This window comes from Erythrobacter sp. W36 (assembly GCF_057364935.1).
The window spans coordinates 1,532,248-1,555,552 of record NZ_CP200281.1 but is presented as its reverse complement, the minus strand read 5'-3'; the positions used below and the strand labels follow the sequence as shown (position 1 = coordinate 1,555,552).

Sequence of the window (23,305 nt, the reverse complement as noted above, 5' to 3'; positions counted from 1 at the left end):
CCGTAGGGAGTGAGGATATCGCGCTCGCGGATGCGAGTGCGCAAAAACAAATACTCTTTCCGCTCACTCTTGCTCTGCCAACGACCGTGTGCAACCCATTCTCCCCAACAAGAACGGGAGAAAATACCACATGGCAAACCGCGTTGAGCTCACTTTCGATTTCGTCAGCCCAAACGCCTATCTGGTGTGGTGGCCGCTGCGCGAGGTGCTGCGCCGGACCGGGGCAGAGATCGATGTAATCCCGGTTTTTCTCGCAGGAATGCATAAGCTTACCGGCAATGCCCCGCCATTCATGCGCGATGCCGATGTGAAGGGTAAGAATGAATATGCGATGCTAGAAATGCAGCGCTTTATCACCAAGCACGGCCTCAGCCATTACCGCATGCACCCGCAGTTTCCGTTCAATTCAATCACATTGCAGCGGATGCTCTACGCCGCCGATCAGGATGGGCGCGGGGTCCAATTTGTCGAAGCCATGCTGAAGGCAATTTGGGAGGAAAGCATCGACTTTACCGACCAAGATGCCTTGGGCGCGGCGCTCAGCGCAGCAGGCTTCGACGCGGCGGATCTATTCACGCGCAGCCAGAGCGACGAAGTGAAAGAAGGGCTGGTCCAAGACACATCCGCAGCGGTTGAACGCGGCGCATTTGGCATTCCGACAATGTTCGTCGGCAAAACCGGCGCCGATCCTTCCACCTATGAAATGTTTTTTGGCAAAGAGCGCTTGGACCAAGTCGAGGAAGAATTGGCGAAGGGGTGAGTGAGCATGGCTTGCGCGCGTCTTTGCGCTTGTCTTTTGCGCGCTCCATTATAGGCTCTGCGGGAGCCGCAACTTGGGGAAGTTCCGGTCCGTTTGATTTGGGGCGCTGAAGCTATGCGATGGTTTTTCTTGGCTACGCTTTTGTTGGCGGTACAGCCTGCATTGGCACAAGATCAGGTCGCCGATGTCGCTCAAACGGCGGTCACCAAAGCAGACCGAGCGAGTCCGCCTCCCAGGATTGCGACCGAAGACTTTGCTGGTCGCAGTGCGTTTCGCGATTTTGTGATGTCACCTGATGGCGCGCATCTAGCCGTCGTGCGGAAGATTGAAGGTACGTCTGAAATTCTGCTTTTGGATGCTGCGTCTGGTGAGGCAACCAAGCGCTATACGGTGGCAAAGACCGAGCACATTGATTGGGTCCGATGGGCAGGCAATGATAAGTTATTGATGTCAATTTCCGGCACCGGAAGCTTCCTTGGTTTGCCAATACGTATCAACAGGCTTTACATTCGCCAAATTACGGACGACTCTTGGTTTGCGCTCGAGGTTGACGACAAGGTCCTGTGGGGCGGAGACCTAGTGCATCTTGCCGAAGATGGATCGTACGCGCTTATCTCAGTCCAAGGCTCATTGCGCCGCTATCCCGCCGTCTATCGCTATGAACTTGCACCTGAGGGCGAGATCGAGCGAATTGTTAAGCCAAAGACTGGTGTTTGGAATTGGCACGCGGACGATGATGGCATTGTGCGCCTCGGGATGGGATGGCGTAATAAACGGCTGCGGGTCTACTACCGCCCTGATGCGGAGAGTAAGTTTGATCTTGTTGGCAAGATAAAGGCTAACGACGAGGAAAGCCGATACTGGAGCGTCGTCCAGATTGTTTCAGGATCCGATCGCGGGTATGTGCTCGAGGAGGGTGAAGATGGCCGTGTCGGCGTACGTCTGTTTGACTATGCCGCTGGTGAGCCTGTTGATACCTACTATGAGAACCCGGATTGGGACGTGGAGGAGCTCTGGCTCCAACCTGACGGCACGCCGCTTGCCGCACTTTATACCGATGATCGCGACCAGATCGTGTGGTTCGATGACGAAAATGAACAACTCTACAAGCGGTTGAAGAATGCGCTCAAAATGGAAGAAGTTCGCGTTCTATCGAGATCGCGAGACAATAAGCGGATGCTTATCTGGGGCGGCAGCGAATCAGACCCAGGGGCGCTTTACATATTCTCTCCCGATGAACAGAAGCTCGACCTTCTAGCCAATTACCGACCGGAGCTCGACTTTCGATTGCTCGTGAAGGCTAAGCCGGTGCGTTATACCGCTCGTGATGGGCTCGAAATTCGGGCCTATCTGACCCTCCCTGAGGGGCGATCCCCCACAGGTTTACCATTGATCATTATGCCGCACGGCGGCCCCTTTGGAGTGCGGGACAAGCTTCAGTATCACGACGAAGTCCAGCTTTTGGCCAATCGCGGCTATGCCGTTTTGCAACCCAATTATCGTGGGTCAGGTGGCTATGGAGATGCCTTCTATGAAGCCGGAGAAGGGCAAGTCGGGCGCGGCATGCAAGACGACCTTGATGATGCGATGGACTGGGCTGTCGCAGAAGGCATCGCCGATCCCTCGAGGGTCTGCGTGGTTGGCGCATCATATGGCGGCTATGCCGCTTTATGGGCGGTGTTGCGCAATCCAGAGCGTTACCGTTGCGCAGCGAGCTGGGCAGGCGTGACGGACTGGGACGAAATACTCAAATACGATCGCCGGTTCCTGACTCGAAAGGCGAGCCGAGACTGGCGTCAAAAGGTCGAGGGTGATGAAGATTTTGATCTCGATCAGGTGTCGCCGGTACATCGTGCTGCTGAATTGTCGCGACCAGTGTTGCTAGCGCACGGTACGGCCGACAGGAATGTGCCATTCTCGCAGTATGAGGCTTTTGAAAAGGCGACCAGAGGCGCGGCAATCAGACCAGAGACACTTGTGTTAAAAGGCGAAGGACACGGTTTCTCCAAGCCTGAAAACGAAAAGGCATGGTACGATGCGCTGGAAAAATTCCTCGCAGAGCACAATCCAGCTGACCCCGCGAGTTAGTTGTTTCCGAGGGCGGAACACTCAATGCGGCCCTAGGCACTGTCCCTAATTTGCGGCAATTCGCGATGAATCTGGGATACAGGGGGGATTAAGCGCGTTGGTGCTCTTGTGAAGGGCCTGAGAATCGTTACCTTGAGAGACCTATGAAAGAGCTGTTTCAACACGCTGCTGTGACCGACGGGGTAACCGTCCGGGTCGCTGTCAATTTTCTACCCGAGCAATCGCAGCCTGAGGCGGGCAAGTGGTTCTGGGTCTATCACATCCGGATCGAAAACGGCTCGCACGAGACGCTGCAACTGCGCACCCGCCACTGGCGGATCACGGATGCGCGCGGCATGGTGAACCATGTCGATGGCGAGGGTGTGGTTGGCGAACAGCCCAAGCTCGCACCGGGCGAAAGCCATGATTATGTCTCTGGCTGCCCGCTGACGACGCCGCATGGCTCGATGGAGGGTTTCTACACCTTCCTGCGCGGCGATGGATCGCCGATCGAAGTGCGCATCCCGTTCTTCCCGCTGGCCGCGCCTGAAACGGCGGATCGTTCCTAAGCATTAAGTGCGACGCGGCGTAAGCTTGCGCAGCTGCAAGTGGCTGGCTAGATCGGCTGCGTGAAACGGACCCATCTTCCATTGAATGCGCTGCGCGTTTACGATGCAGCGGCGCGGCATCTCTCCTTTACCCGAGCGGCAGACGAACTGGCGGTGACGCCGGCGGCCGTTGGCCAGCAGATCCGCGCGCTGGAGGATCACCTCGGCGTGGTGCTGTTCCGCCGGACCAGCAAGGGCTTGGAGTTGACGCCGGAAGGTGAGGCGGGGCTCGATCCGCTGAGAGAAGGCTTTTTGCAATTTGAGCAAAGCGTTCAGGCGATGCAGGCGGGCCAGGCATCCGATCGCTATACAATTGCGGTCCCGCGCGAGTTCTATGCGCAGTGGCTCGCCCCGCGCTTGGCGGAATTTCAGGCCGGGACGGACGGGGTGCAATATATCCTCGTTTCCGATGAGAATGCCGATTTTACCGAGGCGAACCTCGATCTGGCGATCCGTCTGGTCGATGGGCCCGGTGATCTGGAGGGCGCGCAATTGGCTCCGGCTCAGCGGGTGACAGTGGCCGCGCCGAATTGCCGCGATGCCTGGATCGATTGGCCGGGCGCGTCTCTGCCGGAGGAGACAAAGGCCTGCATCAAGGCCGGCAATCCCGGCCAAGCGCTGAGCTCTGCGCTGGCGGGAATGGGCCGCACAGTTTTGCCGCTGCCGCTAGTGGCGGAGGCCCTGGGCGATGGGCGGCTAGAAGCATTGGAGGAACCAAGCGAAAGCCAGCGGGCCTATTGGCTGCTCGCGCCGCTGCCGCAATGGCGACAGAAGAAGGTGAAAGCGTTGGTCGCGCATTTGAGCTCTTAGCTTCGGTTCCGAGCCACCCGCGCCCTTGCGGTTCGTGCTGCGAACCGGGATAGAGCTTCTGCCATGACCAATATTCCAATCATCACCACAACCCGCTTCACCATGCGGCCCTTGCGCGAGGCGGATACCGCCGCGCTGTTCCCGACCTTCGCGGATCAGCAGCAGAACCTCTATATGTCCCGCGCGCACTTCACCTCTGAGGCGGAGCTTTGGGGTTGGCTGGCCGACCCCGATTGGAATGGCCGCACATGGATCGCTGAAGACGACGAAGGCGCAGTCTTGGGCCGGTTTGTCGCTATGCCTGCGCATGAGAACGGCGTGCAGGAAATCGGCTATGTCACGGTCAAGCACCGCCAAGGTGAGGGCATCGCGCGCGAGTGCTCGGAAGTGCTTGTGAAGCACTTGCTACATGAGGGCGCGCGCAAGCTGATCGCTGAGGTGGATGTCGATAACGAGCCGTCGATCAAGGTGCTAGAACGCCTCGGCTTCACCCGCGAGGCGCATCTGCGCGAGCATGAAACGACGCATATCGGCCTGCGTGATATCCTGCTTTATGGGTTATTGAGTTCAGAGTTTTCTTAGCGCCTCAAGCGCTAAGCGCTCACATCCGTTCGCTAGGCTATCCTCGCTCACGCGATCAAAGATCGCATCGCTGCGGGCGGGCGGTCGCCCTTGCGGCGCTTCGCGCCGAACCATTCCAAGCCGGAATTCTCGGCAATTACCCAACATCAATCCTGAGCTTCAGCACGCCATCATCGCGGCTGTCGAACAGTTTATAGGCCTCTGCGCCTTCGCTGAGCGCGAAATGGTGACTGAACAATCCGTCCGCTTTCATCCGGCCGGATTGCACAAGTGGTACGAGATGCGGCCACATGTTTGTCACATCGCAAATGCCGCCGCGCACGGTGATATTCTTGAACATAATCAGCGGCAAAGGCAGAACATCATCGGGCTCTGGAATGCCGACAAAGCTGGCGTTTCCGCCGCGCGCGGTCAGCGGCAGCACCGCATTGATTGCGCCCTTCGCGCCGCTTGCTTCAAACACTGACTGAGCGCCGCGGCCGCTCGTCGCCTCCATCACTTGCGCGTGCAGCTCTGGGCCCGGAGCAAAGGCGGTTGCACCCAGTTTCTCCGCCATCTCGCGGCGAGCGGGCACGGGATCGATCGCGATCACCTGGCTTGCGCCGAGTAAGAACGCGAGCTCCACGCCGATCAGGCCAATCGGGCCAAGGCCAACCACGGCGACACTGCCGCCGGGCTTCGGATCGGCGCGCATCAGGCCGAAATAGGCGGTCGCCATGCCATCGGTCAGCAGCAGCGCCTGCTCTGTCGTCAGCCCATCGGTGGAGAACAGGGTCGCATCGGCATTGGGCACATTCACATATTCTGCCTGGCCGCCCTGCAGCTCTGTGCTGAGGCCAAAGGCGGTCGCTTTACGGCACGATGCGGCATTGCCCGTGCGGCAGGCGGAGCAACTGCCGCAGCCTGTTCCGCGCGGCGGCCAGCACTTTGTCCCCGACCTTAAAGCCGTGGACATCGCCGCCCGCCTCAACAACCTCGCCGATGAATTCATGCCCGACGCAAAACTTAGGGATATTAGAGCCATATTCGGTGTTGCCGATATGCGCGCCGTGATACATGTGCAGATCGCTGCCGCAGATTGAGCAGCTTTCCACTTTTAGAATGACGCTGTTGTCGCTGCGCAACTGCGGGTCGGCATAGCTTTCATAGCGAATGTCTCGCGGTCCGTTGAACACCAGCGCTTGCATTGAATTGTCTCTCCCAGAAGTCCGTTGGCTCTACCCATTGCCGGATCACGGACTGACCGCAAGGAGGATCACACCCATCGGCGCGCAGCGCCGCAAGGGCGACCGCCCGCCCGCAGCGATGCGATCTATGATCGCGTGAGCGAGGATAGCCGAGGCTGCGGATGCAGCCGCTGGCGCCTGAAGTCAAAACAGATATAGCGATTTCGCTTGATATTCTGCGCCACCTTTGGGAATTCACGCGCAACGAACATGCTGTCGCTTCCAACATATCACGCCATGGCTGCCATGGCCCTTACGGTCATGATGTTCGTCGGCTTTGTCCGCGGACGTATGTCGATTGAAATCGTCTCGCTGCTGACGATCGCGGTGATTGCGGTTGGCCTGTATTTCTTCCCTATCCCAACAATCGACCCGGTTACGGGCCTTGTTGAAGCGGGGAGCCCCACTGATGGGCTTGTCCTCGCATTCGGAGGGTTCGGACACTACGCGCTGATCACGATTTGCGCATTGATGGTGATGGGCAGGGGCCTGGTTGTCACCGGAGCCTTGGAGCCTGCCGCACGCGTTTTGGAACGGGTCTTTAAGATCAACCTCCAACTCGGCCTGCTCGTCTCGCTGTTAATCGTTCTGTTCCTGTCGATGTTCGTCAACAACACCCCAGTGCTCGTGTTGATGATCCCGATTTTCGCGGCGCTCGCCGCGCGCGGGGCCTTGCCCACTTCCAAAACTCTCATGCCGCTGAACGCCGCCTCACTGATCGGCGGGCTGGCGACTACGATTGGCACATCGACCAATATTCTGGTGGTCTCCATCGCGGTTGATCTGGGCATGCGCGAGATGGGCGTGTTTGATTTTACGCCGATTGTGCTGGGCGCGGCGCTGATCGCGCTGCCTTATATGTGGCTGGTGATGCCGCGCCTGCTGAAAGACAATAAGGTTGCAGCGGATCAGAATGTGCGGCGGTTCCACACTCGCCTGAGGATTGCTGGCGATAGCGATCTGATTGGTCAGGATGTCTCCGACATTCTGCCCAAGCTGCCCGACGGGATCATTTTTCATGGCGAGCAAAAGGGGCCAATTCAGCCCCAACAGCGCATCCATATCTCTGGCACGCATGAGGCGCTGGAGGATGCGGTTCGCGAGCTCAAAGGAGAGCTTGCGCCAAACTGGGTGCTCGACCGGATTAAGCGCAGTTCAGCGGCGCTGGGCAGCGATATTCTTGTCTTTGAGATGACTGTGACGGCGGATTCCCGTCTGATCACGCGGACATTGCCATCCTCTGGCATTGCCGATCTGTATGGTGTTGCGGTGCTGGGCATTCACCGGCCAGCGCGCGTTTTGGGCGGGCCGGATCAATATTCCGATGGCGGCGATCTGCGCATTACAGAGGGCGACGTGCTGCTCGTGATGGGCATTCAGGAAGATCTGGAGGCGTTTTCACGCGCAGACAGCCTGTTGATGCTGGACGGCGCTCGCGAGATGCCGCGCCGCTCCAAGGCTTTGCTGGCCGCCGCGATCATGGGCTTTTCCGTGTTCACCGCCGCGGTGGGGATCTTCCCGATTGCGATTTCTGCTCTGGCAGGCGCGATTTTGATGTTCGTCACCGGCTGCGTGAAGTTTGACCGAGTGGGCCGGGCGCTGTCCGGCCAAGTGATCGTGCTGGTCGCGGCCAGTATCGCGATTGGCCGGATTATCGATGAAAGCGGCGCTGCCGCCTGGCTGGGCGAGGCCCTGTCTCTGGGGCTGGTGCTGTTGCCGCCTGCCTTGGTGCTGGCCGCGATCATGGCATTCGTGACCGTGCTGACGAACTTTGCCTCCAACGCGACCGCCGCCACGGTGGGCACGCCGATTGCCTTTAGCATTGCGGCTCAGCTTGGCCTGCCGCCAGAGCCGCTGGTGCTGGCCGTGCTGTTCGGGTGCAACCTGTGTTACGCGACCCCGATTGCCTATCAGACCAACATGCTGATCATGGCAGAGGGGAATTATGACTTCGCCGATTATGTCCGCACCGGCGTTCCGTTGGTGGTGTTGATGGTGGCGACGTTGTCGGTCCTGCTCGCGATCACCTATGGTCTGTAGGTTCGGCCGATTGGCGATTTCCTACTGCGGTGAAAATATGCGACACCGCGCAGCATGATTTTGATGAGCCACTTTGCCGCGCGATTGATCGCTTTTTTCGATCAAACAGGCATGGTTCAATCGGATGGATTTTTGGCCTTAGACTGTGTTCCAGCTGCTCCAAGCGTGCTTCACGTGCGGCGAACGGAGCGCGGCGATGTTAGGGCAATCACAACGGGAGTGAGACGATGGTTCGGGTAATTCGGAAAAGCACGGCGGCACTGGGGCTGGTATTGGGCGCGGTGGCGCTGGCCGTGCCGGCGCAGGCGGACGAGCTGCGTGATGCGGTGGGCGAGGACATGCCGGGCCTGATGGAGCTCTACAAGGACCTGCACGCCAATCCGGAGCTGTCGTTTCAGGAGTTCGAGACCGCCAAGAAGCTGGCAGCCCGCGCGCGTGACCTCGGCTTTGAGGTGACAGAGGGCGTTGGCCAGACCGGCGTCGTCGCGGTGATGCGCAATGGCGAGGGGCCGACCGTGATGCTGCGCGCGGATATGGACGGCCTGCCGGTGACGGAGCAAACCGGGCTGCCCTATGCCTCTAAGGCGAAAGGCGTGCCGGCCTCTGGCATCGAGAGCGGCCTGATGCATGCCTGCGGGCACGATACGCATATGGCGGCCTGGATTGGCGCGGCGCAGCTGCTCGCCGAGCGTAAAGACGAATGGCAGGGCACTTTGGTCATGATCCTGCAACCGGCCGAAGAGCTGGGGCTGGGTGCGCTGGCGATGCTGGAAGATGGCCTGTTCACCCGCTTTCCAAAACCTGACTATGTGCTGGGCTTCCACGATGCCGCAGGCGCGCCAGCGGGCGCGATTGGCTATGCGAAGGGCTATGCGCTGGCGAATGTGGACAGCGTCGACATTACGGTGAAGGGCGTGGGCGGACACGGCGCCTATCCGCACACCACAAAGGACCCGATCGTGGTCGCAAGCAGCATTGTGATGCGCTTGCAGACCCTCGTCAGCCGCGAGAAGAACCCGCTTGATCCCGCCGTGGTCACCGTCGGCAGCTTCCTCGCGGGTGCAAAGCACAACATCATCCCTGATGAGGCGAAACTGCAGTTGACGGTGCGCTCTTACGGCGCGGAATCGCGTGCGGCTCTGCTCGAGGGGATTGAGCGGATCGCCAAGGCCGAGGCAATGGCGGCGGGCATGCCAGAGGACCGGATGCCGGTGGTGAGCGTGCAGGACCCGTATCTGCCCTCGACCTACAACACGCCGGAGTTCACCGAGCAGGTGATGGCAGGCCTGTCGGAGCGCTTTGGCGAGCGTGTGTTCGAGACCCCGCCAGTGATGGGCGGCGAGGATTTCGGCCAGTTCTACCTGGCTGATCCGGAGAACATCGAATCGCTGATCTTCTGGGTCGGCGGCGTGCCGCAGGACCAATGGGCGAAATCAGAGGCTGGCGAGCTTGAGCTGCCGTCGCTGCACTCGCCGTTCTGGGCGCCCGATGCGGAAGCCGTGATCTCCACCGCGACCGAGGCAATGACAGCGGCAACGCTCGATCTGCTGCCGCGTAAAGGAGGGTGATCGGCGCGTTGGAGAACGCATCGGCCTGCAAGGCCTGAGGCCAAACCCACATGTTACGGCCGCCAAAGCATCGCTGCTCTGACGGCCGTATTCTCCTCCCCAGGAGACTGGTAAACTGGGTACGCTAAACCGCTTTCCTACTCAGGCGCTGGTGCGTAAGTCCCGAGACGGTGATGCAATGCGTTGATCTTGGCGAGTTCGTCGCGATCTTCGGTGCTGCGAGCATGGCTTTCCAGAGCACGGCGCAGCAGCTTCATGTCGGCGGTTGAAAGCAGCGCGCGGGCGCGGGCTGGTTCTGGGCTGGTAGTGTCGGTCATTGTCACTCTCCTAGGCTGATGAGACTAAAGCTCTCTAAGCCTGTGGTTGGTTCCCGGCGAGGCGGACAAATCCGCCTCGCTAGGTGCTCGCCGCTCAATCAGGGCGCGGCGAACGGGTCCCCACAGGCTGCTGCTCAAGCAGCCGCGAACTGGTTCATAGTGTTGTCTTTACCGCCCGCTTTCAGGGCAGCCTCACCGGCGAAGTATTCCTTGTGATCATCGCCAATGTCAGAGCTCAGCCATGTTCTGGTGCTTCACGCAAGCGATGCCTTGACGGATCTCTTCGCGCTGAACGTTCTTGACGTAACCGAGCATGGCTTGCTCACCGAAGTACTCACGAGCGAGGTTATCAGTCGACAGCGCCGCGGTGTGATAGGTCGGCAAAGTGATGAGGTGGTGGAAGATGCCAGCACGCTTCGCAGCGTCAGCTTGGAAGGTGCGGATCTTCTCATCAGCCTCAATCGCCAGCTCGGTCGTATCATAGTCGATACTCATCAGTTTCTCACGCTCATAAGCGGATACGTCTTTGCCTTCTTTAGACCAAATATCATAGACTTGCTGGCGGAAGTTAAGCGTCCAATTGAAGCTGGGGCTATTGTTGTAGACCAGCTTCGCATTGGGAACGACTTCGCGGATCCGGTCCACCATGCCAGCAATTTGCTCTACATGCGGCTTCTCAGTTTCGATCCAAAGAAGGTCAGCGCCAGCCTGCAATGAGGTGATCCCATCAAGCACGCAGCGATCTTCGCCGGTGCCAGCGCGGAATTGGAACAGGTTGGAGGGCAGGCGCTTTGGACGCAGCAGCTTACCGCCGCGGCTCAAGAAAACGTCGCCATTCTGGATGTTTGCTGGATCAACCTCTTCGCAGTCGAGGAAGGAATTGTACTGATCGCCGAGGTCGCCTTCTTCTTTGGTGTAGGCGATCTGCTTGGTCAGGCCAGCGCCAAGGCTGTCTGTGCGAGCAACGATGATGCCGTCTTCGACCCCCATCTCGAGGAAGGCGTGGCGACAGGCGCGGATCTTCTGAGCGAAGTCCTCGTGCGGGACGGTAACCTTGCCGTCCTGGTGGCCGCACTGCTTCTCGTCAGAGACCTGGTTCTCGATTTGCAGAGCGCATGCGCCCGCTTCGATCATCTTCTTGGCCAGCAGATAAGTCGCCTCGGCATTGCCGAAGCCCGCATCAATGTCTGCGATGATCGGAACGACGTGCGTTTCGTAATTGTCGATCGCATGCTCAAGGCGCTTGGCCTCTACCTCGTCACCAGCTTCGCGCGCTGCATCAAGAGCGCGGAACATGCCGCCCAGCTCGCGAGCATCGGCTTGTTTAAGGAAGGTGTAGAGCTCTTCGATCAGCGCCGGAACGCTGGTCTTCTCATGCATGCTCTGATCGGGAAGAGGGCCAAACTCGCTGCGCAAGGCGGCGACCATCCAACCTGAGAGGTAGAGGTAGCGCTGTTTCGTGCTGCCGAAGTGTTTCTTGATCGAAATCATCTTCTGCTGCGCAATGAACCCGTGCCAGCAACCGAGCGACTGAGTGTATTTCGCAGGGTCCGCGTCATAGGCGTCCATATCGGCGCGCATGATTTTCGCGGTGTATTTTGCGATATCAAGTCCGGTGGGGAAGCGGTTTTGGATCGCCATGCGGGCGGTCGCTTCTGCATCAATAGCGCCCCAGCTTGGGCCGTTGGCGTTGATGGTTTGCTGCATTTTCGCGGTGGTTGCTTGATAAGTCATGTCTGTTCTTTCGGCTTCGTTATGGGGAGGGTTACGCCATTCTATATGCCGGACAGAGCCGCGATTCTCCAGTAAACCTTACAGACAATCGTGTCTGTATCGGCTCGAAATCGGTAATTCTTGTGTGAAGCTGTAAAGTAATTTACAACGCTGTTATGGCTGATAACTCCCTTCTCGCCGGTCCTGCTTTGCGTCGTTTGCGCAAGCGCGAGGGCCTCACCCAAGCCGCTATGGCGACCTCGCTGGGCATTTCGCCAAGCTATCTAAACCTTATTGAGCGCAACCAACGTCCGCTGTCCGCGCGTGTGCTGGTGCAGGTGATCGAGCGGTTCGACTTCGATCCGCGCAGCCTTCGCGAAGACGAGGCGATTGGCGGGCTAGATGGTCTGGCGCGCCGTCTTTCTGATGAGCGTTTCAGCGATCTGGGTATTGACCGGGAAGAGGTGCAGGAATTCCTTGCGGCTGCTCCTCAGGCCGCGGCGGCCTTTGCGCGCCTGTTTGATGCAGGCGGGGTTGTGGCGGCGCGCGGTGATGATCCTCAGCGTCAGGCCCGCGAGGCGGTGGAGCGTTGGCAGAACCATTTCTCCGACCTGGATCATGCAGCTGAGGATCTTGCCGATCAGCTCAGGCTGTCGCGCGCCGAAATCAGCGTGGCCTTAAACGAGCGCTTGCGCGAGCGGCACCGTCTGTCAGTGCGCATTCTGCCCGCTGAGGTGATCCCCGGCCAAGTGGCTCGGCTCGATCTGCACGCGCGCCAGCTGCAATTGTCTGAAATGCTGCCCGGCGCAGCCCGGCGGTTTCAAATTGCGCGGCAAGTCGGCGTGCTGGAGCAGCGCGAAGCAATCGACGCGGTCGTCGAGGGTGCTGGGCTGACCAGCCGCGAGGCGCGCGATGCCATGCGCAGCGCGGTCAGTGACTATGTCGCGGGCGCCTTGCTGATGCCATACGGCCGGTTCCTGAGAGCCTGCGAGCAAACCGGCTATGATCTTACCGTGTTGCAGCGGCGCTTTGCGGTCAATTTTGCGCAAGTTGCCCAGCGGCTTACGACCTTGCAACGTGTGGGCGAACGCGGCCTGCCGTTCTTTTCTGCACGGCTGGATCGTTCAGGTGAGCTTGCCGGGTTCAGCGCCGGGGCGAGCGGGGCGATGTTCCCACTCGATGGAGCGCGCTGGCCCGCCTGGGCGCCGTATTCGGCGTTTGAGCGCCCGGGTACACTGCTCACCCAGCCAGTGCTGTTCAGCGAAGGTGAAGCGGCGCCAAAGCACTGGTTCACCATGGCGCGCACGGTCGATGGCGACGGTGTTACTTGCTCGGCGCGCCAAGCGATTGTGCTGGGGTTAGAGGCGAGGTTTGCAGGTGAATTGGCGGAGGCGCGCGGTGTGTCATTGGCACAGGAAGACGCGGTGCCCTTAGGCGCGAATTGCTCACGCTGCGGCAGGCCGGATTGCCTAACCCCGCAAACTGCGCGTTTGGCGGCTCAGGCACGGGTTTGAGCTGCCCGCAACTAGGCGCAAACACGTAGTGCGTTCTTCACAAGTCATTAACCTTGTAAATCGGCGCATGACGCGGCTTTGAGGAAGCTCTGTAAAATTTACCGACACTTAAGGTCTCGCGCGTAAAGCCAAACTCGCAATTGCAATTACTGCGAGCTTAGAACCTGATGATCCGCTTGTTTAAGCACTATATCCCTCATGCTGTGCTGCTGCTCGGCCTGCTGGACTTTGCGCTTTTGGTGCTGGCCAGTGAGCTTGCTTGGCAGCTGCGTGCCTCGCAGATTGGGATGGATCCAGACCCTGTTGCAGGGCGCTGGCTGCCGCTGACCGGCTCAGCCGCCGTGGTGTGGATCGCAATGATCTCCGTGGGCGTTTACGGGCCCTATGCGCTGCGCAGTCTGCGGTTTGCTGGTGCGAGGTTGCTAGTCGCAATCAGTCTTGGGATCATTGCGCTGGCTGTCATCGACTTTGTGCTCGCCGCTGACACGTTCTGGCGCTCCACCCTGTTTTACACCATGTGTTTCGCCATCGGATTGCTGGTCGTGGACCGGATGTTCCTCAACAGTTTCCTCGGCTCATCGGCCTTTCGTCGTCGGGTGATGGTGCTTGGTGCGGGCGATAGGGCGCAGCGTCTTCGTGAGCTCGGCGATAAGCCCGAAACCGGCTTTGCGATTGTCTCCTACATCGCGATGAACGAGCCGGAGCGCGTAGTCGAAGAAGCGATTGCTCGTGAGGCGATCCATGACCTTGGCCGGTTTGTCGAAAACCTCGGTGTGAGTGAAGTGGTGCTTGCCTTGCAGGAACGGCGCAATGCGCTGCCGCTGCCGGATCTCTTACGGATCAAAACCAAGGGCGTGCACGTCAATGATTTCTCAAGTTTCCTCGAACGTGAAACGGGCCGAGTCGATCTGGACACGGTCAATCCCAGCTGGTTGATTTTCTCTGATGGGTTTTCGTCGGGCCGCGTTATTTCAAGCGCATTCAAGCGTATATTCGACATTCTTGCTAGCCTGGTTCTGCTGCTGCTGACCTTCCCAATCATCGCGATATTCGCTTTGCTGGTAAAGCTCGACAGCAAAGGACCTGCGTTCTTCAAGCAGGAACGTGTGGGCCTCTACGGCGAGCCATTCTACCTTATCAAGCTGCGCTCAATGCGCACGGATGCGGAAAAGGACGGCGCCAAATGGGCAGAAGAAAACGACCCTCGGATCACTCGCCTTGGGCGCTTCATCCGCAAGGTTCGCATCGATGAGCTGCCGCAAACATGGAGCGTGCTGAAAGGCAATATGAGCTTTGTCGGGCCGCGCCCCGAAGTGCCGAAATTTGTCGATGATCTACAGGAAGAAATCCCGTTTTACGGCGAGCGGCATATGGTCAAGCCTGGCATCACCGGTTGGGCCCAGATCAATTACCCGTACGGCGCATCGACCGAAGACAGCCGCAAGAAACTCGAATATGATCTCTATTATGCGAAGAACTACACGCCGTTTCTTGATTTGGTGATCCTGCTGCAAACCGTGCGCGTGGTGCTCTGGCCAGAGGGCGCACGCTGATGGCTGAGAGCGAACTTCTCACATTGATCAGCTTCGCAGGCTATCTTGCCGAGCGCGGTGTGCTGCGCGGTGGCGGCCCTGTGGGCGACGCGCAATGGAGATCGTTCGCGCTCTGACCGGGCGGCGGCGCTCAGCGCCATCGCCTTAACCGGGATTTGGTGCGCATTGGCCGCTGCCCAGGGACCTCTGGAGCCACTTGTTCGGCTGGCCGAGACGGCCCGCAATCTGGCGTGGATATTCCTGATCTTCCGCCTCTTCGCCAATGACGGACGCGACGAGAGTCTTAGGCCGACTAGGCCCGTAATCATCACTTTGGCTCTCGTTCAATTGCTTCAGCCAGTCCTGCTCTTGATCGAGGCGCGCGCAGCTCCCGGATCGACGGCGATTGATGTGGCATTTGAAGTGAGCGCAGCGCTCAACATGCTGGTTGCGATTGGTGCCCTAGTGCTGCTGCACAACCTTTATGTCGGTGCATCGATGGCCGCGCGCCGGGTCTTGCGCTGGAGCGGCGTCGCGCTTGCATGTCTGTGGGGCTATGATCTCAACCTTTACACAATCGCCTATCTTAGCGGTCAAGAACCCGGCCTGCTGCTCGCTCTGCGCGGGGTATTGTCGGGCGTTATGATCGGAGTGCTTGTGCTTGGGGCCAATGCCCGTAGCGCAGAGCTTGAATTCAGACCTTCGCGTGCGGTCACTTTCCAGACTTTGTCGCTCTTGGTCATCGGCTCCTACCTCGTCCTGATGATCTTTGTGACCAAGTCGCTCTCGATGTTGGGCGGCGATCTGGGCCGCGCGACGCAGGTGATCTTCCTCGCCTTGGCAGGCATGGCAGCGGTTCTTTGGTTGCCCTCAGAACGGGCCCGCGCGTGGCTGAGGGTGATGGCGACGAAGCACTTGTTTCAGCACCGCTATGACTACCGCGAGGAATGGCTGCGTTTCACACGCACCGTTGGCAGCGCGTCTGTTGGCGCAGGCGCATCGGGCATGCCGAGCTTCCAAGAGCGCGCGATCAAGGCGATTGCCGACATCACCGACAGTCCTGCAGGCCTGCTGCTTGCGCCCAATGAAGAGGCGCAATTGGAGCTGGTTGCGCGCTCCAACTGGCCGACCATCGCAGTGCCAGCGATCGCGGCAGACTATGAGCTGTCGAGCCTACTGGAACAGCACAATCACATCCTCGATCTGGATGATGTGCGCGCGGGCAATGACCATTTTGGCGAGGTTGCTCTGGTGCCTGAATGGCTGATCGAGGCCGAAGACGTGTGGGCGCTCGTCCCGCTTGTCCACTTTGACCGATTGGTTGGCACGATTGTGCTGGCGCGTCCGCGGATCGAACGGCGTCTCGATTGGGAGGATTACGATCTGCTCAAAGTCGTGGGACAACAGCTAGCGAGCTATCTGGCTGAGCAGTCAGGCCAGCAGGCACTGATGGAGGCGAGCCGGTTTGACGAGTTCAATCGCCGGATCGCCTTTGTGATGCACGATATCAAAAATCTGGCGAGCCAATTGTCGTTGCTCGCCCGCAATGCCGAAAAGCACGCGGACAACCCAGAGTTTCGGGCCGATATGCTCGTCACTCTGCGCAATTCATCGGACAAGCTCACCAATCTGCTCGCCCGCCTTGGCCGCTATGGATCTGGCCAATCGCAAGAACGCCGCTCGGTTGATCTCGCCGCCATGGCAAAGGGCCTCGCAAAGCGCTTTGAGGTGACGCATCCGCTGCAATTGACACGGGCTGATGCTGCGGTTGTGATGGCTGACAATGAGGGCCTCGAGCAGGCGATCATGCACCTCATCCAAAACGCGATTGATGCAAGTGATCCAGAAACCCCGATCTATCTCGACGTGTCGAGCGATGGCCTCAATGGTCAGTTCGACATCATCGATACCGGCTCCGGCATGTCGCCCGGCTTCATCCGCAACGGCCTGTTCAAACCCTTTGTCTCTTCGAAAGACGGCGGTTTCGGCATTGGCGCATTCGAGGCGCGCGAAATCGTGAAAGCGATGGGCGGGCGCGTGAATGTGGAATCGCGCGAAGGGCTGGGCACACGGTTCAGCATCATATTGCCGCTGCGCGAGGCGGCTGAAATTCTCGCGAAAGAAGAACAACCCAAATCAGGCGAGGTCGCATAATGGCCGACAAGAAACCCACCCTATTGATCGTCGAGGACGACGAGGGCCTGCAGGCTCAGCTCAAATGGGCCTATGACGATTTTGAAGTCGTGATTGCGGGCAATCGTGAGGCCGCCATTACGGCGCTGCGCAGCGAAATGCCCGCGGTTGTGACGCTCGACCTCGGCTTACCGCCTGATCCGGATGGCACGAGCGAAGGCTTTGCTGTGCTCGATGCAATCATGGAGCTGAAGCCTGATACCAAGGTGATCGTGGCCAGCGGCCATGGCGCGCGGGAAAGCGCGCTGCAGGCGATTGAACGCGGCGCTTATGATTTTTATCAAAAGCCGGTTGATATCGAAGCGCTCGGCCTGATCGTTCGCCGCGCCTACAATTTGCATTTGATCGAACAGGAAAACCGCCGTCTGGTCGCTAGCGCTGGCGAGGAAAAGACGGTGCTTGGCCGTTTGATCACAGGCGCGCCTGAAATGGTGAAAGTGGCGCGCACGATTGAGCGCGTGGCGAGCACCAGCGTCTCTGTCATGCTGCTGGGCGCAAGCGGGACTGGCAAGGAGCTGCTCGCGCAAGGGCTGCATGATGCGAGTGACCGCGCGAACGGTCCGTTTGTCGCCATCAATTGCGCTGCGATCCCAGAGAACCTGCTCGAAAGTGAGCTGTTCGGGCACGAAAAGGGCGCGTTTACAGGCGCGGTCAAGACCACTGAAGGTAAGATCGAAAGCGCGGATGGCGGCACGCTGTTCCTCGACGAGGTTGGCGATATCCCGCTGCCTTTGCAGGTCAAATTGCTGCGGTTCTTGCAGGAGCGCACGATTGAGCGGATTGGCGGGCGCAAACAGATCGAGGTGAACACCCGGATCGTCTGCGCCACCCACCAAGACCTTGAGAACATGATTGGCGAGGGCACATTCCGCGAGGATCTGTTCTATCGTCTGGCAGAGATCGTTGTGCGTATCCCGAACCTGGCCGAGCGGCACGGGGATGCGATCTTGCTAGCCAAGGCTTTCCTCAAGCGCTTCTCTACCGAGATGAACCCAGCGGTCACGGGCTTTGGTCCTGATGCGCTGGCCTCGATTGACGCGCATGATTGGCCCGGCAATGTCCGCGAACTGGAAAACCGTGTGAAGCGCGCGGTCATCATGGCCGATGGCAAGCTGGTGAACGCTGAGGACCTCGATTTTGACAGCGGCGAAGAGGAAGATGCCGAAGTGCTGAACCTCAAGGCGGCGCGTGAGCAATCGGACCGCCGGGTTATCCGCCATGCATTGGCGCGCAGCGAGGGCAATATCTCAAGCACAGCCAAACTGCTCGGGATCAGTGCGGCCGACTTTGTACGACCTGCTCAAGCAATATGATTTGCAGGCCTAAATCTGGCCTTAGAACCCTTGCGCTGGGCTGGCTGCTGGCCGGGTGCGCACTGGCGCTGGGTGGCTGCTCGCTAACCAGCGAAGAGGACAGTGCGCCCGCTGAAGCCGCGATTGAAGGCAGCGATGAATTTGTCGCTTTGATCAAAGATGCGCGCGCAGCGATGCGTGACAGCGATCTGCCGCAAGTGGGCGGGTTGCTTGATCAGGCGTTCGCAATCGACGCGGAAAACCCCGCGCTGTGGGTTGCAATTGCCCGTCTGCGGTTTCGCGGCGGGGAGCATTTGCCCGCGTTGGAGGCAGCAGAGCGGGCGCTAGAGCTAGGTCCGCAATCATCACTGGCGCTGCATTTGCGCGCGCAAATGGTGCGCGATGCGCATGGCCTATCGGACGCATTGCCATGGTTTGAGGCCGCGCATGAAGCGGCACCTGAAGACGCAGAAATCCTAGCCGATCTGGCTGCGACCTTGGGGGATTTGGGCCGCAATCGCGACATGCTGGCGGCTGTTCGCAAGCTCGCCAAAGTGGATCCCAAGCATCCTAAGGTGCACTATCTTCAAGCGCTGTTGGCGGCGCGGGCTGACAAACCGATCCTCGCGCGCTCTTTGCTGGAACGCAGCGGGATGGTTAGCCGCAATGTCCCGGCGGCGCTGCTGCTCGATGGACTGATTGATCTCAATGAAAATGCCTATGACAGCGCGGCTTTGAAGCTGAGCGCCTTGGCAGAGCGGCAACCGGGCAATGTCCGGCTTCTAGAGCTGGCCGCGCTGGCTCTGCTTCGCGGAGAGCGTGAGGCTGAATTGGTTGAGCGCTTTGCCCCGCGCACGGCCTCGCTGGATGCATCGCCATACTTACTCAGCATAGTTGGGCGGGCATATGAGCGGCTGGGCGACCGAGAAGCGGCGGCACCGCTGCTGGAGCGGGCGGCAGAAGGGCGCGTTCGGGGACTCGTGGTGCTCGGCAGCACAGCAGGTGGCAGAGCGGTTTTGCCTGCGCCAACGCGGCAGCTGCGCGATATGATTGCGCAGAATGACCTCACCGGTGCCGCGCGGCTCGCCAACTCGCTGCGCCGTCAGTTTCCAGGATCGGCTGATGTGCATTCGCTGATTGGGGACGTTGGCCTTGCGGTGAATGATCCGGAGCAAGCGCTGGAGCTCTACCAAGTGGCCGCGCAAATTCGCAGGCCATGGCCACTAACCCAGCGGATTATTGCGGCCTACCGGATAACTGGCGACGATATTGCGGCAGACACGCTGCTGGTGCGCCACCTTGCTGGCGAGCCGAACAATGCGGAGGCGGTGCTGATGCTGGCAGAGCGCAGCGCAGCAGCAGAGGACTGGCTGAGAGTGGCAGTGTTGCTCGACTATGCGATTGATCTGGGTGCGGGTAACGACCCGCATTTGCTGGTCCTCCGGGCGGCGGCTGCGCGCGGGCTGGAGCGTGACAGCGAGAAGCGGGGCTTTGCGAATGCCGCGGAGAGCCTGCGTCCGGGCGCCTTTGCGCCGCCAGCAGAGTAAGAGCGTAGTCCCCTCGACAAAGGGCAAAGGGGCGGGCAGAGCGCGCGCGATGAAATCGCGACTATCCCTATTGGCCGATCCGATGATTGCCGTGCTGATCTTGACGACGGTTCTCGCTTTGGTGCTGCCAGCGGCTGGAGAGCTGCGCGAAACCGCTCAGACGGTGTCGAACACGGGTATCTTCATTCTGTTTCTGGTCAATGGAATGCGGATAGCCCGCGGCGAGATTGCGCGGGGACTGGCCAATTGGCGCTTCTTCGGCCCGCTGTTCCTCTGGGTGTTTGGGGCGATGGCGCTTTCGGGCCTTGGCTTTTCGCTGCTCGCGCAGTGGGCCTTGCCGCCGCTGGTCGCGCTGGGTTTCCTCTATCTCGGCACATTGCCATCCACCATCCAATCGGCGACCTCTTACACCAGCCTTGCAGGCGGAAATGTCGCTCTATCTGTGGTCGGTGCGGCGCTGATCAATATTGCCGGCGTCTTCCTCACCGCGCCATTGTTCGCGGCATTGGGAGGCGGCAGCGCGGCGGACATTGGCAGCGAGACGATTGTGCGCATCGGCCTGATCTTGATCCTGCCATTTATGATTGGTCAAGCGCTGCAAGGCTGGACAATCGGCTGGCTCAAAGAACGCAAGGCCCAAGTCGCCTGGCTCGACCGGATGGTGATCGGTATTGCGGTCTATGTCGCCTTTTCGGGTGCGGTTGAGCAAGGGCTGGCGACCATGTTTGGCTTTGCTGAATGGGCCGCATTGCTCGGCCTGGTCATTGCGTTCTTGATCGTCGGCACGGGCGGAGCATGGCTCACAGGCGGGCTATTGCGCTACCCCCGAGTAGACCGGATCGCGTTTCTGTTCGCCGGAGCGCAAAAGAGCGTCGCCATCGGCGCGCCGCTCGCCGCGATCCTGTTTCCGCCCAATGCCGCTCGGCTTCGTAATCGCGCCGCTGCTGCTGTATCATCTGCTGCAGCTGGTGTGGGCCGCGCCCTTGGCCAGCATGCTTGCAGGCCGTCAGGAAAGCGCGGCCTAGCTCTTCGGCTGGTACGTTTGCTCAGCGGTCGGGAAACTGCGCGCGCGCACTTCCTCGGCATAGGTCGCAACCGTCTTGTCGATCACTTCGGCAATGTTTTCATAGCGTTTTACAAAGCGCGGCACGCGTTCAAACATGCCCAGCATGTCTTCGGTGACCAACACTTGGCCATCGCATTGCGCCGAGGCTCCGATGCCGATCACGGGCACTTCGAGTGACTGGGTGAGCGATATGGCGATCGGCTCAATCACGCCTTCAACGACGACGGAGAAAGCACCGGCCTCCTCCAGCGCCTTGCCATCAGCGATAATCTTCTCATGCTCGTGCTGGCTGCGACCGCGCGCAGCATATCCGCCGAGAACATTGACCGCCTGCGGGGTCAGGCCCACATGGCCCATCACAGGCATTCCTCGGTTGGAGAGGAAAGCGACCGTCTCGGCCATCGCTTCGCCGCCTTCAAGCTTGACAGCGGCGCATCCTGTTTCGGCCATGATCCGGCTGGCTGTGTCGAAAGCTTGCTCTTTTGACCCCTCGTAAGAGCCAAACGGCATATCGACCACGACAACGCTGTGATAGCTGCCACGCACGACCGCTGCGCCATGCGCGATCATCATTTCTGGCGTCACTGGCAGGGTGGAATCGAGCCCGTAGATCACTTGGCCCAGCGAATCTCCGACCAGCAGCATGTCGCAATGCGTATCCAGCAATTGCGCCTGACGCGCGGTGTATGCGGTGAGCATCACCAGCGGTTCTTTGGTTGTGCCGTCCTTCTTGTGGTCGCGAATGCGCGGCACAGTGAGGCGTTTCCTCGGCTTAGGCGTGGGAGTGGCGCGGCTCGTGCTCGTATCAAGCTGAAATGTAGTCGACATGGCGCTAGTCTCTAGCCGCGCGATGCAGGCTTGGCAAAGCCCGCCGTGGAGCGTTTGTAAGAGGCGTTTACGCCGCCGCAATTTTCTTGCATGACTTGCGCATAACAATTTGCGCCGGATCGGCGCGTGAGAGGGTAATACATAAATGGTTGCTTCTTCCGGTTCGAGCGCGCGTGAGGGTTGGTCTTCGCGCACAGCCTTTATTCTGGCCGCAGTGGGGTCGGCCGTTGGCCTCGGAAACATGTGGCGCTTCCCCGCTGAGGCGGGCGAGAATGGCGGCGGGGCTTTTGTTCTTTTCTACATTTTCTGTGTGTTGCTGATCGGTCTACCTGTTTTGCTGTCTGAAGTGCTGGTTGGCCGCCATGGTCAGGCCTCTGCGCCAGAAAGCGTGCGACGTGTGGCGGCGGATTCCGGGGCTTCGAAGGGCTGGGGCATTATTGGCTCAATGGGCGTTTTTGCCGCCTTCCTGATCCTCAGTTTCTACTGCGTCGTGGGCGGATGGGTGCTGTATTATATCGGCGTCTTTGCGAGCGATCTGGTGCAAACAGGCCTTGCCGCAGCGGCGCTTTTGAAGGGCGCGCTGCGAGCGATATCGAAGGGCTGCTGCCCGGATTGTTCGGCAATGGCGGCCTAATGGTTGGGCTCAACCTTGGCTTTCTGGCGCTGACCCTGTTTTTCGTGGCGCGCGGTATTTCCAGCGGGATCGAGTGGGTGGCGGTGTATCTGATGCCGCTGTTCTTCGTGCTGTTCCTGGCGATCACGATCTACGGCGCATTCACCGGTGAGTTCAGCCAAGCGGTGAGCTACCTTTTCACTTTCGATTTCTCCAAATTGACCGGTGAAGTCATGCTGGCGGCGGTGGGCCAGGCGTTCTTCTCATTGTCGCTCGGTGTGGCTGGGATGATGACTTATGGCGCCTATGCCAGCCGCGAGACGAACCTGGGCAAAACCTCAGGGATCATCGCGGGCGCAGATACGGCGGTTGCTTTGCTCGCTGGTCTGGCGATTTTCCCAATTGTGTTCGCTGCTGGTCTTTCCGCCAGCGCCGGGCCGGGCCTGATGTTTGCGTCTCTGCCAGTTGCTTTTCAGCAGATGCCATTTGGTTCGCTGATCGGCCTATTGTTCTTCATCATGATCTTCTTTGCGGCGCTGACGAGCTCAGTTTCCTTGATGGAGGCACCGACCGCGTACACGCTTGAGAAATTCAAGCTGCCGCGTCCGGTTGCGACCGCAATTGTCGGCGTAGGTGCAGCGGTATTGGGTATCCTATCGGCATTGTCCTTCAATGAAATGGCTGATTTCCGGCCGCTGGCGTTCATCCCGATCTTTGCTGAGGCGAATTTCTTTGATGCGCTGGACGGTGTCACGGCGAAGCTGTTCATGCCGATTGGCGCGATCCTGACCTGTATCTTTGTTGGCTGGATCGCGGATGCGCGGTTGATCGATGATGAGAACGGGCTCGACGGGCTGCTCCACCAGATCTGGCGCATTCTCGTGCGCTTTGTTTGCCCGATCGTGCTGACCATCATTTTGGCGTTCGGCCTGTTTGGCTAGGCATTAGGGGGAGGGCGGCCTGACCGGCTGTTCTCCCCCATTGCAATCTTTTCGGCATTGTGGAACATAATAAGAACAGGCGAGTCGT

At 59.5% G+C, this 23,305-nt stretch carries 18 protein-coding genes and 3 pseudogenes; 15 read left to right on the top strand and 6 right to left on the bottom strand.

The annotated features are described in order from the left end of the window. Window positions 1-130: 130 nt before the first annotated feature. From AC0V6U_RS07600 to AC0V6U_RS07580, 5 genes are all read left to right on the top strand, one after another. The gene (locus AC0V6U_RS07600; RefSeq protein ID WP_472645559.1) at window positions 131-760 is read left to right on the top strand and encodes a 2-hydroxychromene-2-carboxylate isomerase; all 630 of its coding nucleotides are present in this window, start codon (window positions 131-133) and stop codon (window positions 758-760) included. Window positions 761-874: 114 nt separating this feature from the next. After that, window positions 875-2,848, top strand: a complete 1,974-nt coding sequence (locus AC0V6U_RS07595; RefSeq protein ID WP_486169419.1) for an alpha/beta hydrolase family protein — start codon at window positions 875-877, stop codon at window positions 2,846-2,848. Between the two features lie 143 nt (window positions 2,849-2,991). Then, a complete protein-coding gene (gene apaG, locus AC0V6U_RS07590) occupies window positions 2,992-3,396 on the top strand; it encodes a Co2+/Mg2+ efflux protein ApaG (protein ID WP_472638450.1) in 405 nt (134 codons plus the stop codon). 60 nt (window positions 3,397-3,456) lie between these two features. After that, window positions 3,457-4,245 (top strand): LysR family transcriptional regulator, encoded by a 789-nt coding sequence (locus tag AC0V6U_RS07585; RefSeq protein WP_472645557.1) that lies wholly within the window; start codon window positions 3,457-3,459, stop codon window positions 4,243-4,245. A 63-nt stretch (window positions 4,246-4,308) separates the two neighbouring features. After that, window positions 4,309-4,827: a GNAT family N-acetyltransferase gene (locus tag AC0V6U_RS07580; RefSeq protein ID WP_472645556.1), complete on the top strand. Its 519-nt coding sequence runs from the start codon at window positions 4,309-4,311 to the stop codon at window positions 4,825-4,827. Window positions 4,828-4,963: 136 nt separating this feature from the next. Here AC0V6U_RS07580 and AC0V6U_RS07575 read toward each other — a convergent pair whose 3' ends face one another. Both AC0V6U_RS07575 and AC0V6U_RS07570 read right to left on the bottom strand, forming a co-directional pair. After that, window positions 4,964-5,782, bottom strand: coding sequence for a zinc-dependent alcohol dehydrogenase (locus tag AC0V6U_RS07575; RefSeq protein WP_472645555.1), 819 nt, complete (start codon window positions 5,780-5,782; stop codon window positions 4,964-4,966). Further along, window positions 5,679-6,014 carry an alcohol dehydrogenase catalytic domain-containing protein gene (locus tag AC0V6U_RS07570; RefSeq protein WP_472645554.1) on the bottom strand — a complete coding sequence of 112 codons (336 nt, stop codon included), beginning with the start codon at window positions 6,012-6,014 and terminating at the stop codon, window positions 5,679-5,681. Before AC0V6U_RS07570 ends, AC0V6U_RS07575 begins: the two co-directional genes overlap by 104 nt. Before the next feature lie 249 nt (window positions 6,015-6,263). Here AC0V6U_RS07570 and AC0V6U_RS07565 point away from each other — a divergent pair, with 249 nt between their 5' ends. Together AC0V6U_RS07565 and AC0V6U_RS07560 are read left to right on the top strand one after the other, a co-directional pair. Beyond that, a complete protein-coding gene (locus tag AC0V6U_RS07565; protein ID WP_486169418.1) occupies window positions 6,264-8,093 on the top strand; it encodes an SLC13 family permease in 1,830 nt (609 codons plus the stop codon). Window positions 8,094-8,320: 227 nt separating this feature from the next. Then, a complete protein-coding gene (locus tag AC0V6U_RS07560) occupies window positions 8,321-9,661 on the top strand; it encodes an amidohydrolase (RefSeq protein ID WP_472645552.1) in 1,341 nt (446 codons plus the stop codon). Window positions 9,662-9,798: 137 nt separating this feature from the next. Here the strand turns inward: AC0V6U_RS07560 and AC0V6U_RS07555 are convergent, their stop codons facing one another. After that, window positions 9,799-9,978, bottom strand: coding sequence for a hypothetical protein (locus AC0V6U_RS07555; protein WP_472645551.1), 180 nt, complete (start codon window positions 9,976-9,978; stop codon window positions 9,799-9,801). 134 nt (window positions 9,979-10,112) lie between these two features. Next, window positions 10,113-11,712: pseudogene (locus AC0V6U_RS07550) on the bottom strand (isocitrate lyase). Between the two features lie 155 nt (window positions 11,713-11,867). Here AC0V6U_RS07550 and AC0V6U_RS07545 point away from each other — a divergent pair. The 6 genes and pseudogenes from AC0V6U_RS07545 to AC0V6U_RS07520 form a co-directional block, all read left to right on the top strand. Beyond that, window positions 11,868-13,205 carry a helix-turn-helix domain-containing protein gene (locus AC0V6U_RS07545; protein WP_472645550.1) on the top strand — a complete coding sequence of 446 codons (1,338 nt, stop codon included), beginning with the start codon at window positions 11,868-11,870 and terminating at the stop codon, window positions 13,203-13,205. A 167-nt stretch (window positions 13,206-13,372) separates the two neighbouring features. Next, window positions 13,373-14,758: a TIGR03013 family XrtA/PEP-CTERM system glycosyltransferase gene (locus AC0V6U_RS07540; protein WP_472645549.1), complete on the top strand. Its 1,386-nt coding sequence runs from the start codon at window positions 13,373-13,375 to the stop codon at window positions 14,756-14,758. Between the two features lie 45 nt (window positions 14,759-14,803). Then, window positions 14,804-16,891 (top strand): XrtA/PEP-CTERM system histidine kinase PrsK, encoded by a 2,088-nt coding sequence (gene prsK, locus AC0V6U_RS07535; protein ID WP_486169417.1) that lies wholly within the window; start codon window positions 14,804-14,806, stop codon window positions 16,889-16,891. Then, window positions 16,891-18,256, top strand: a pseudogene (gene prsR, locus AC0V6U_RS07530) (PEP-CTERM-box response regulator transcription factor). Before prsK ends, prsR begins: the two are co-directional and overlap by 1 nt. After that, entirely contained in the window at window positions 18,240-19,769 is a 1,530-nt protein-coding gene (locus AC0V6U_RS07525; protein WP_472645547.1) for a tetratricopeptide repeat protein, read from the top strand. Before prsR ends, AC0V6U_RS07525 begins: the two are co-directional and overlap by 17 nt. Then, a pseudogene (locus AC0V6U_RS07520) lies at window positions 19,720-20,628 on the top strand (bile acid:sodium symporter); the annotation flags it as partial. The gene AC0V6U_RS07525 and the pseudogene AC0V6U_RS07520, both read left to right, overlap by 50 nt. Before the next feature lie 162 nt (window positions 20,629-20,790). Here AC0V6U_RS07520 and panB read toward each other — a convergent pair. After that, a complete protein-coding gene (panB, locus tag AC0V6U_RS07515) occupies window positions 20,791-21,663 on the bottom strand; it encodes a 3-methyl-2-oxobutanoate hydroxymethyltransferase (protein ID WP_472645546.1) in 873 nt (290 codons plus the stop codon). 11 nt (window positions 21,664-21,674) lie between these two features. Then, window positions 21,675-21,806: a hypothetical protein gene (locus tag AC0V6U_RS07510; protein WP_486169416.1), complete on the bottom strand. Its 132-nt coding sequence runs from the start codon at window positions 21,804-21,806 to the stop codon at window positions 21,675-21,677. A gap of 2 nt (window positions 21,807-21,808) precedes the next feature. Here AC0V6U_RS07510 and AC0V6U_RS07505 point away from each other — a divergent pair, with 2 nt between their 5' ends. Next, window positions 21,809-22,297 carry a hypothetical protein gene (locus AC0V6U_RS07505; RefSeq protein ID WP_472645545.1) on the top strand — a complete coding sequence of 163 codons (489 nt, stop codon included), beginning with the start codon at window positions 21,809-21,811 and terminating at the stop codon, window positions 22,295-22,297. Continuing rightward, a complete protein-coding gene (locus tag AC0V6U_RS07500) occupies window positions 22,297-23,217 on the top strand; it encodes a sodium-dependent transporter (protein ID WP_472645544.1) in 921 nt (306 codons plus the stop codon). The genes AC0V6U_RS07505 and AC0V6U_RS07500 overlap by 1 nt, the downstream gene beginning before the upstream one ends. The last annotated feature ends 88 nt before the right edge of the window (window positions 23,218-23,305 follow it).

Coding starts and splice junctions, on each gene's coding strand:
- AC0V6U_RS07570 (WP_472645554.1), bottom strand. CDS start 6,014: ATGCAAGCGCTGGTGTTCAACGGACCGCGAGACATTCGCTATGAAAGC.
- AC0V6U_RS07580 (WP_472645556.1), top strand. CDS start 4,309: ATGACCAATATTCCAATCATCACCACAACCCGCTTCACCATGCGGCCC.
- AC0V6U_RS07505 (WP_472645545.1), top strand. CDS start 21,809: ATGGTTGCTTCTTCCGGTTCGAGCGCGCGTGAGGGTTGGTCTTCGCGC.
- AC0V6U_RS07540 (WP_472645549.1), top strand. CDS start 13,373: ATGATCCGCTTGTTTAAGCACTATATCCCTCATGCTGTGCTGCTGCTC.
- AC0V6U_RS07525 (WP_472645547.1), top strand. CDS start 18,240: ATGATTTGCAGGCCTAAATCTGGCCTTAGAACCCTTGCGCTGGGCTGG.
- apaG (WP_472638450.1), top strand. CDS start 2,992: ATGAAAGAGCTGTTTCAACACGCTGCTGTGACCGACGGGGTAACCGTC.
- AC0V6U_RS07595 (WP_486169419.1), top strand. CDS start 875: ATGCGATGGTTTTTCTTGGCTACGCTTTTGTTGGCGGTACAGCCTGCA.
- panB (WP_472645546.1), bottom strand. CDS start 21,663: ATGTCGACTACATTTCAGCTTGATACGAGCACGAGCCGCGCCACTCCC.
- AC0V6U_RS07600 (WP_472645559.1), top strand. CDS start 131: ATGGCAAACCGCGTTGAGCTCACTTTCGATTTCGTCAGCCCAAACGCC.
- AC0V6U_RS07545 (WP_472645550.1), top strand. CDS start 11,868: ATGGCTGATAACTCCCTTCTCGCCGGTCCTGCTTTGCGTCGTTTGCGC.
- AC0V6U_RS07500 (WP_472645544.1), top strand. CDS start 22,297: ATGGTTGGGCTCAACCTTGGCTTTCTGGCGCTGACCCTGTTTTTCGTG.
- AC0V6U_RS07510 (WP_486169416.1), bottom strand. CDS start 21,806: ATGTATTACCCTCTCACGCGCCGATCCGGCGCAAATTGTTATGCGCAA.
- AC0V6U_RS07565 (WP_486169418.1), top strand. CDS start 6,264: ATGCTGTCGCTTCCAACATATCACGCCATGGCTGCCATGGCCCTTACG.
- AC0V6U_RS07560 (WP_472645552.1), top strand. CDS start 8,321: ATGGTTCGGGTAATTCGGAAAAGCACGGCGGCACTGGGGCTGGTATTG.
- AC0V6U_RS07555 (WP_472645551.1), bottom strand. CDS start 9,978: ATGACCGACACTACCAGCCCAGAACCAGCCCGCGCCCGCGCGCTGCTT.
- AC0V6U_RS07575 (WP_472645555.1), bottom strand. CDS start 5,782: ATGTCCACGGCTTTAAGGTCGGGGACAAAGTGCTGGCCGCCGCGCGGA.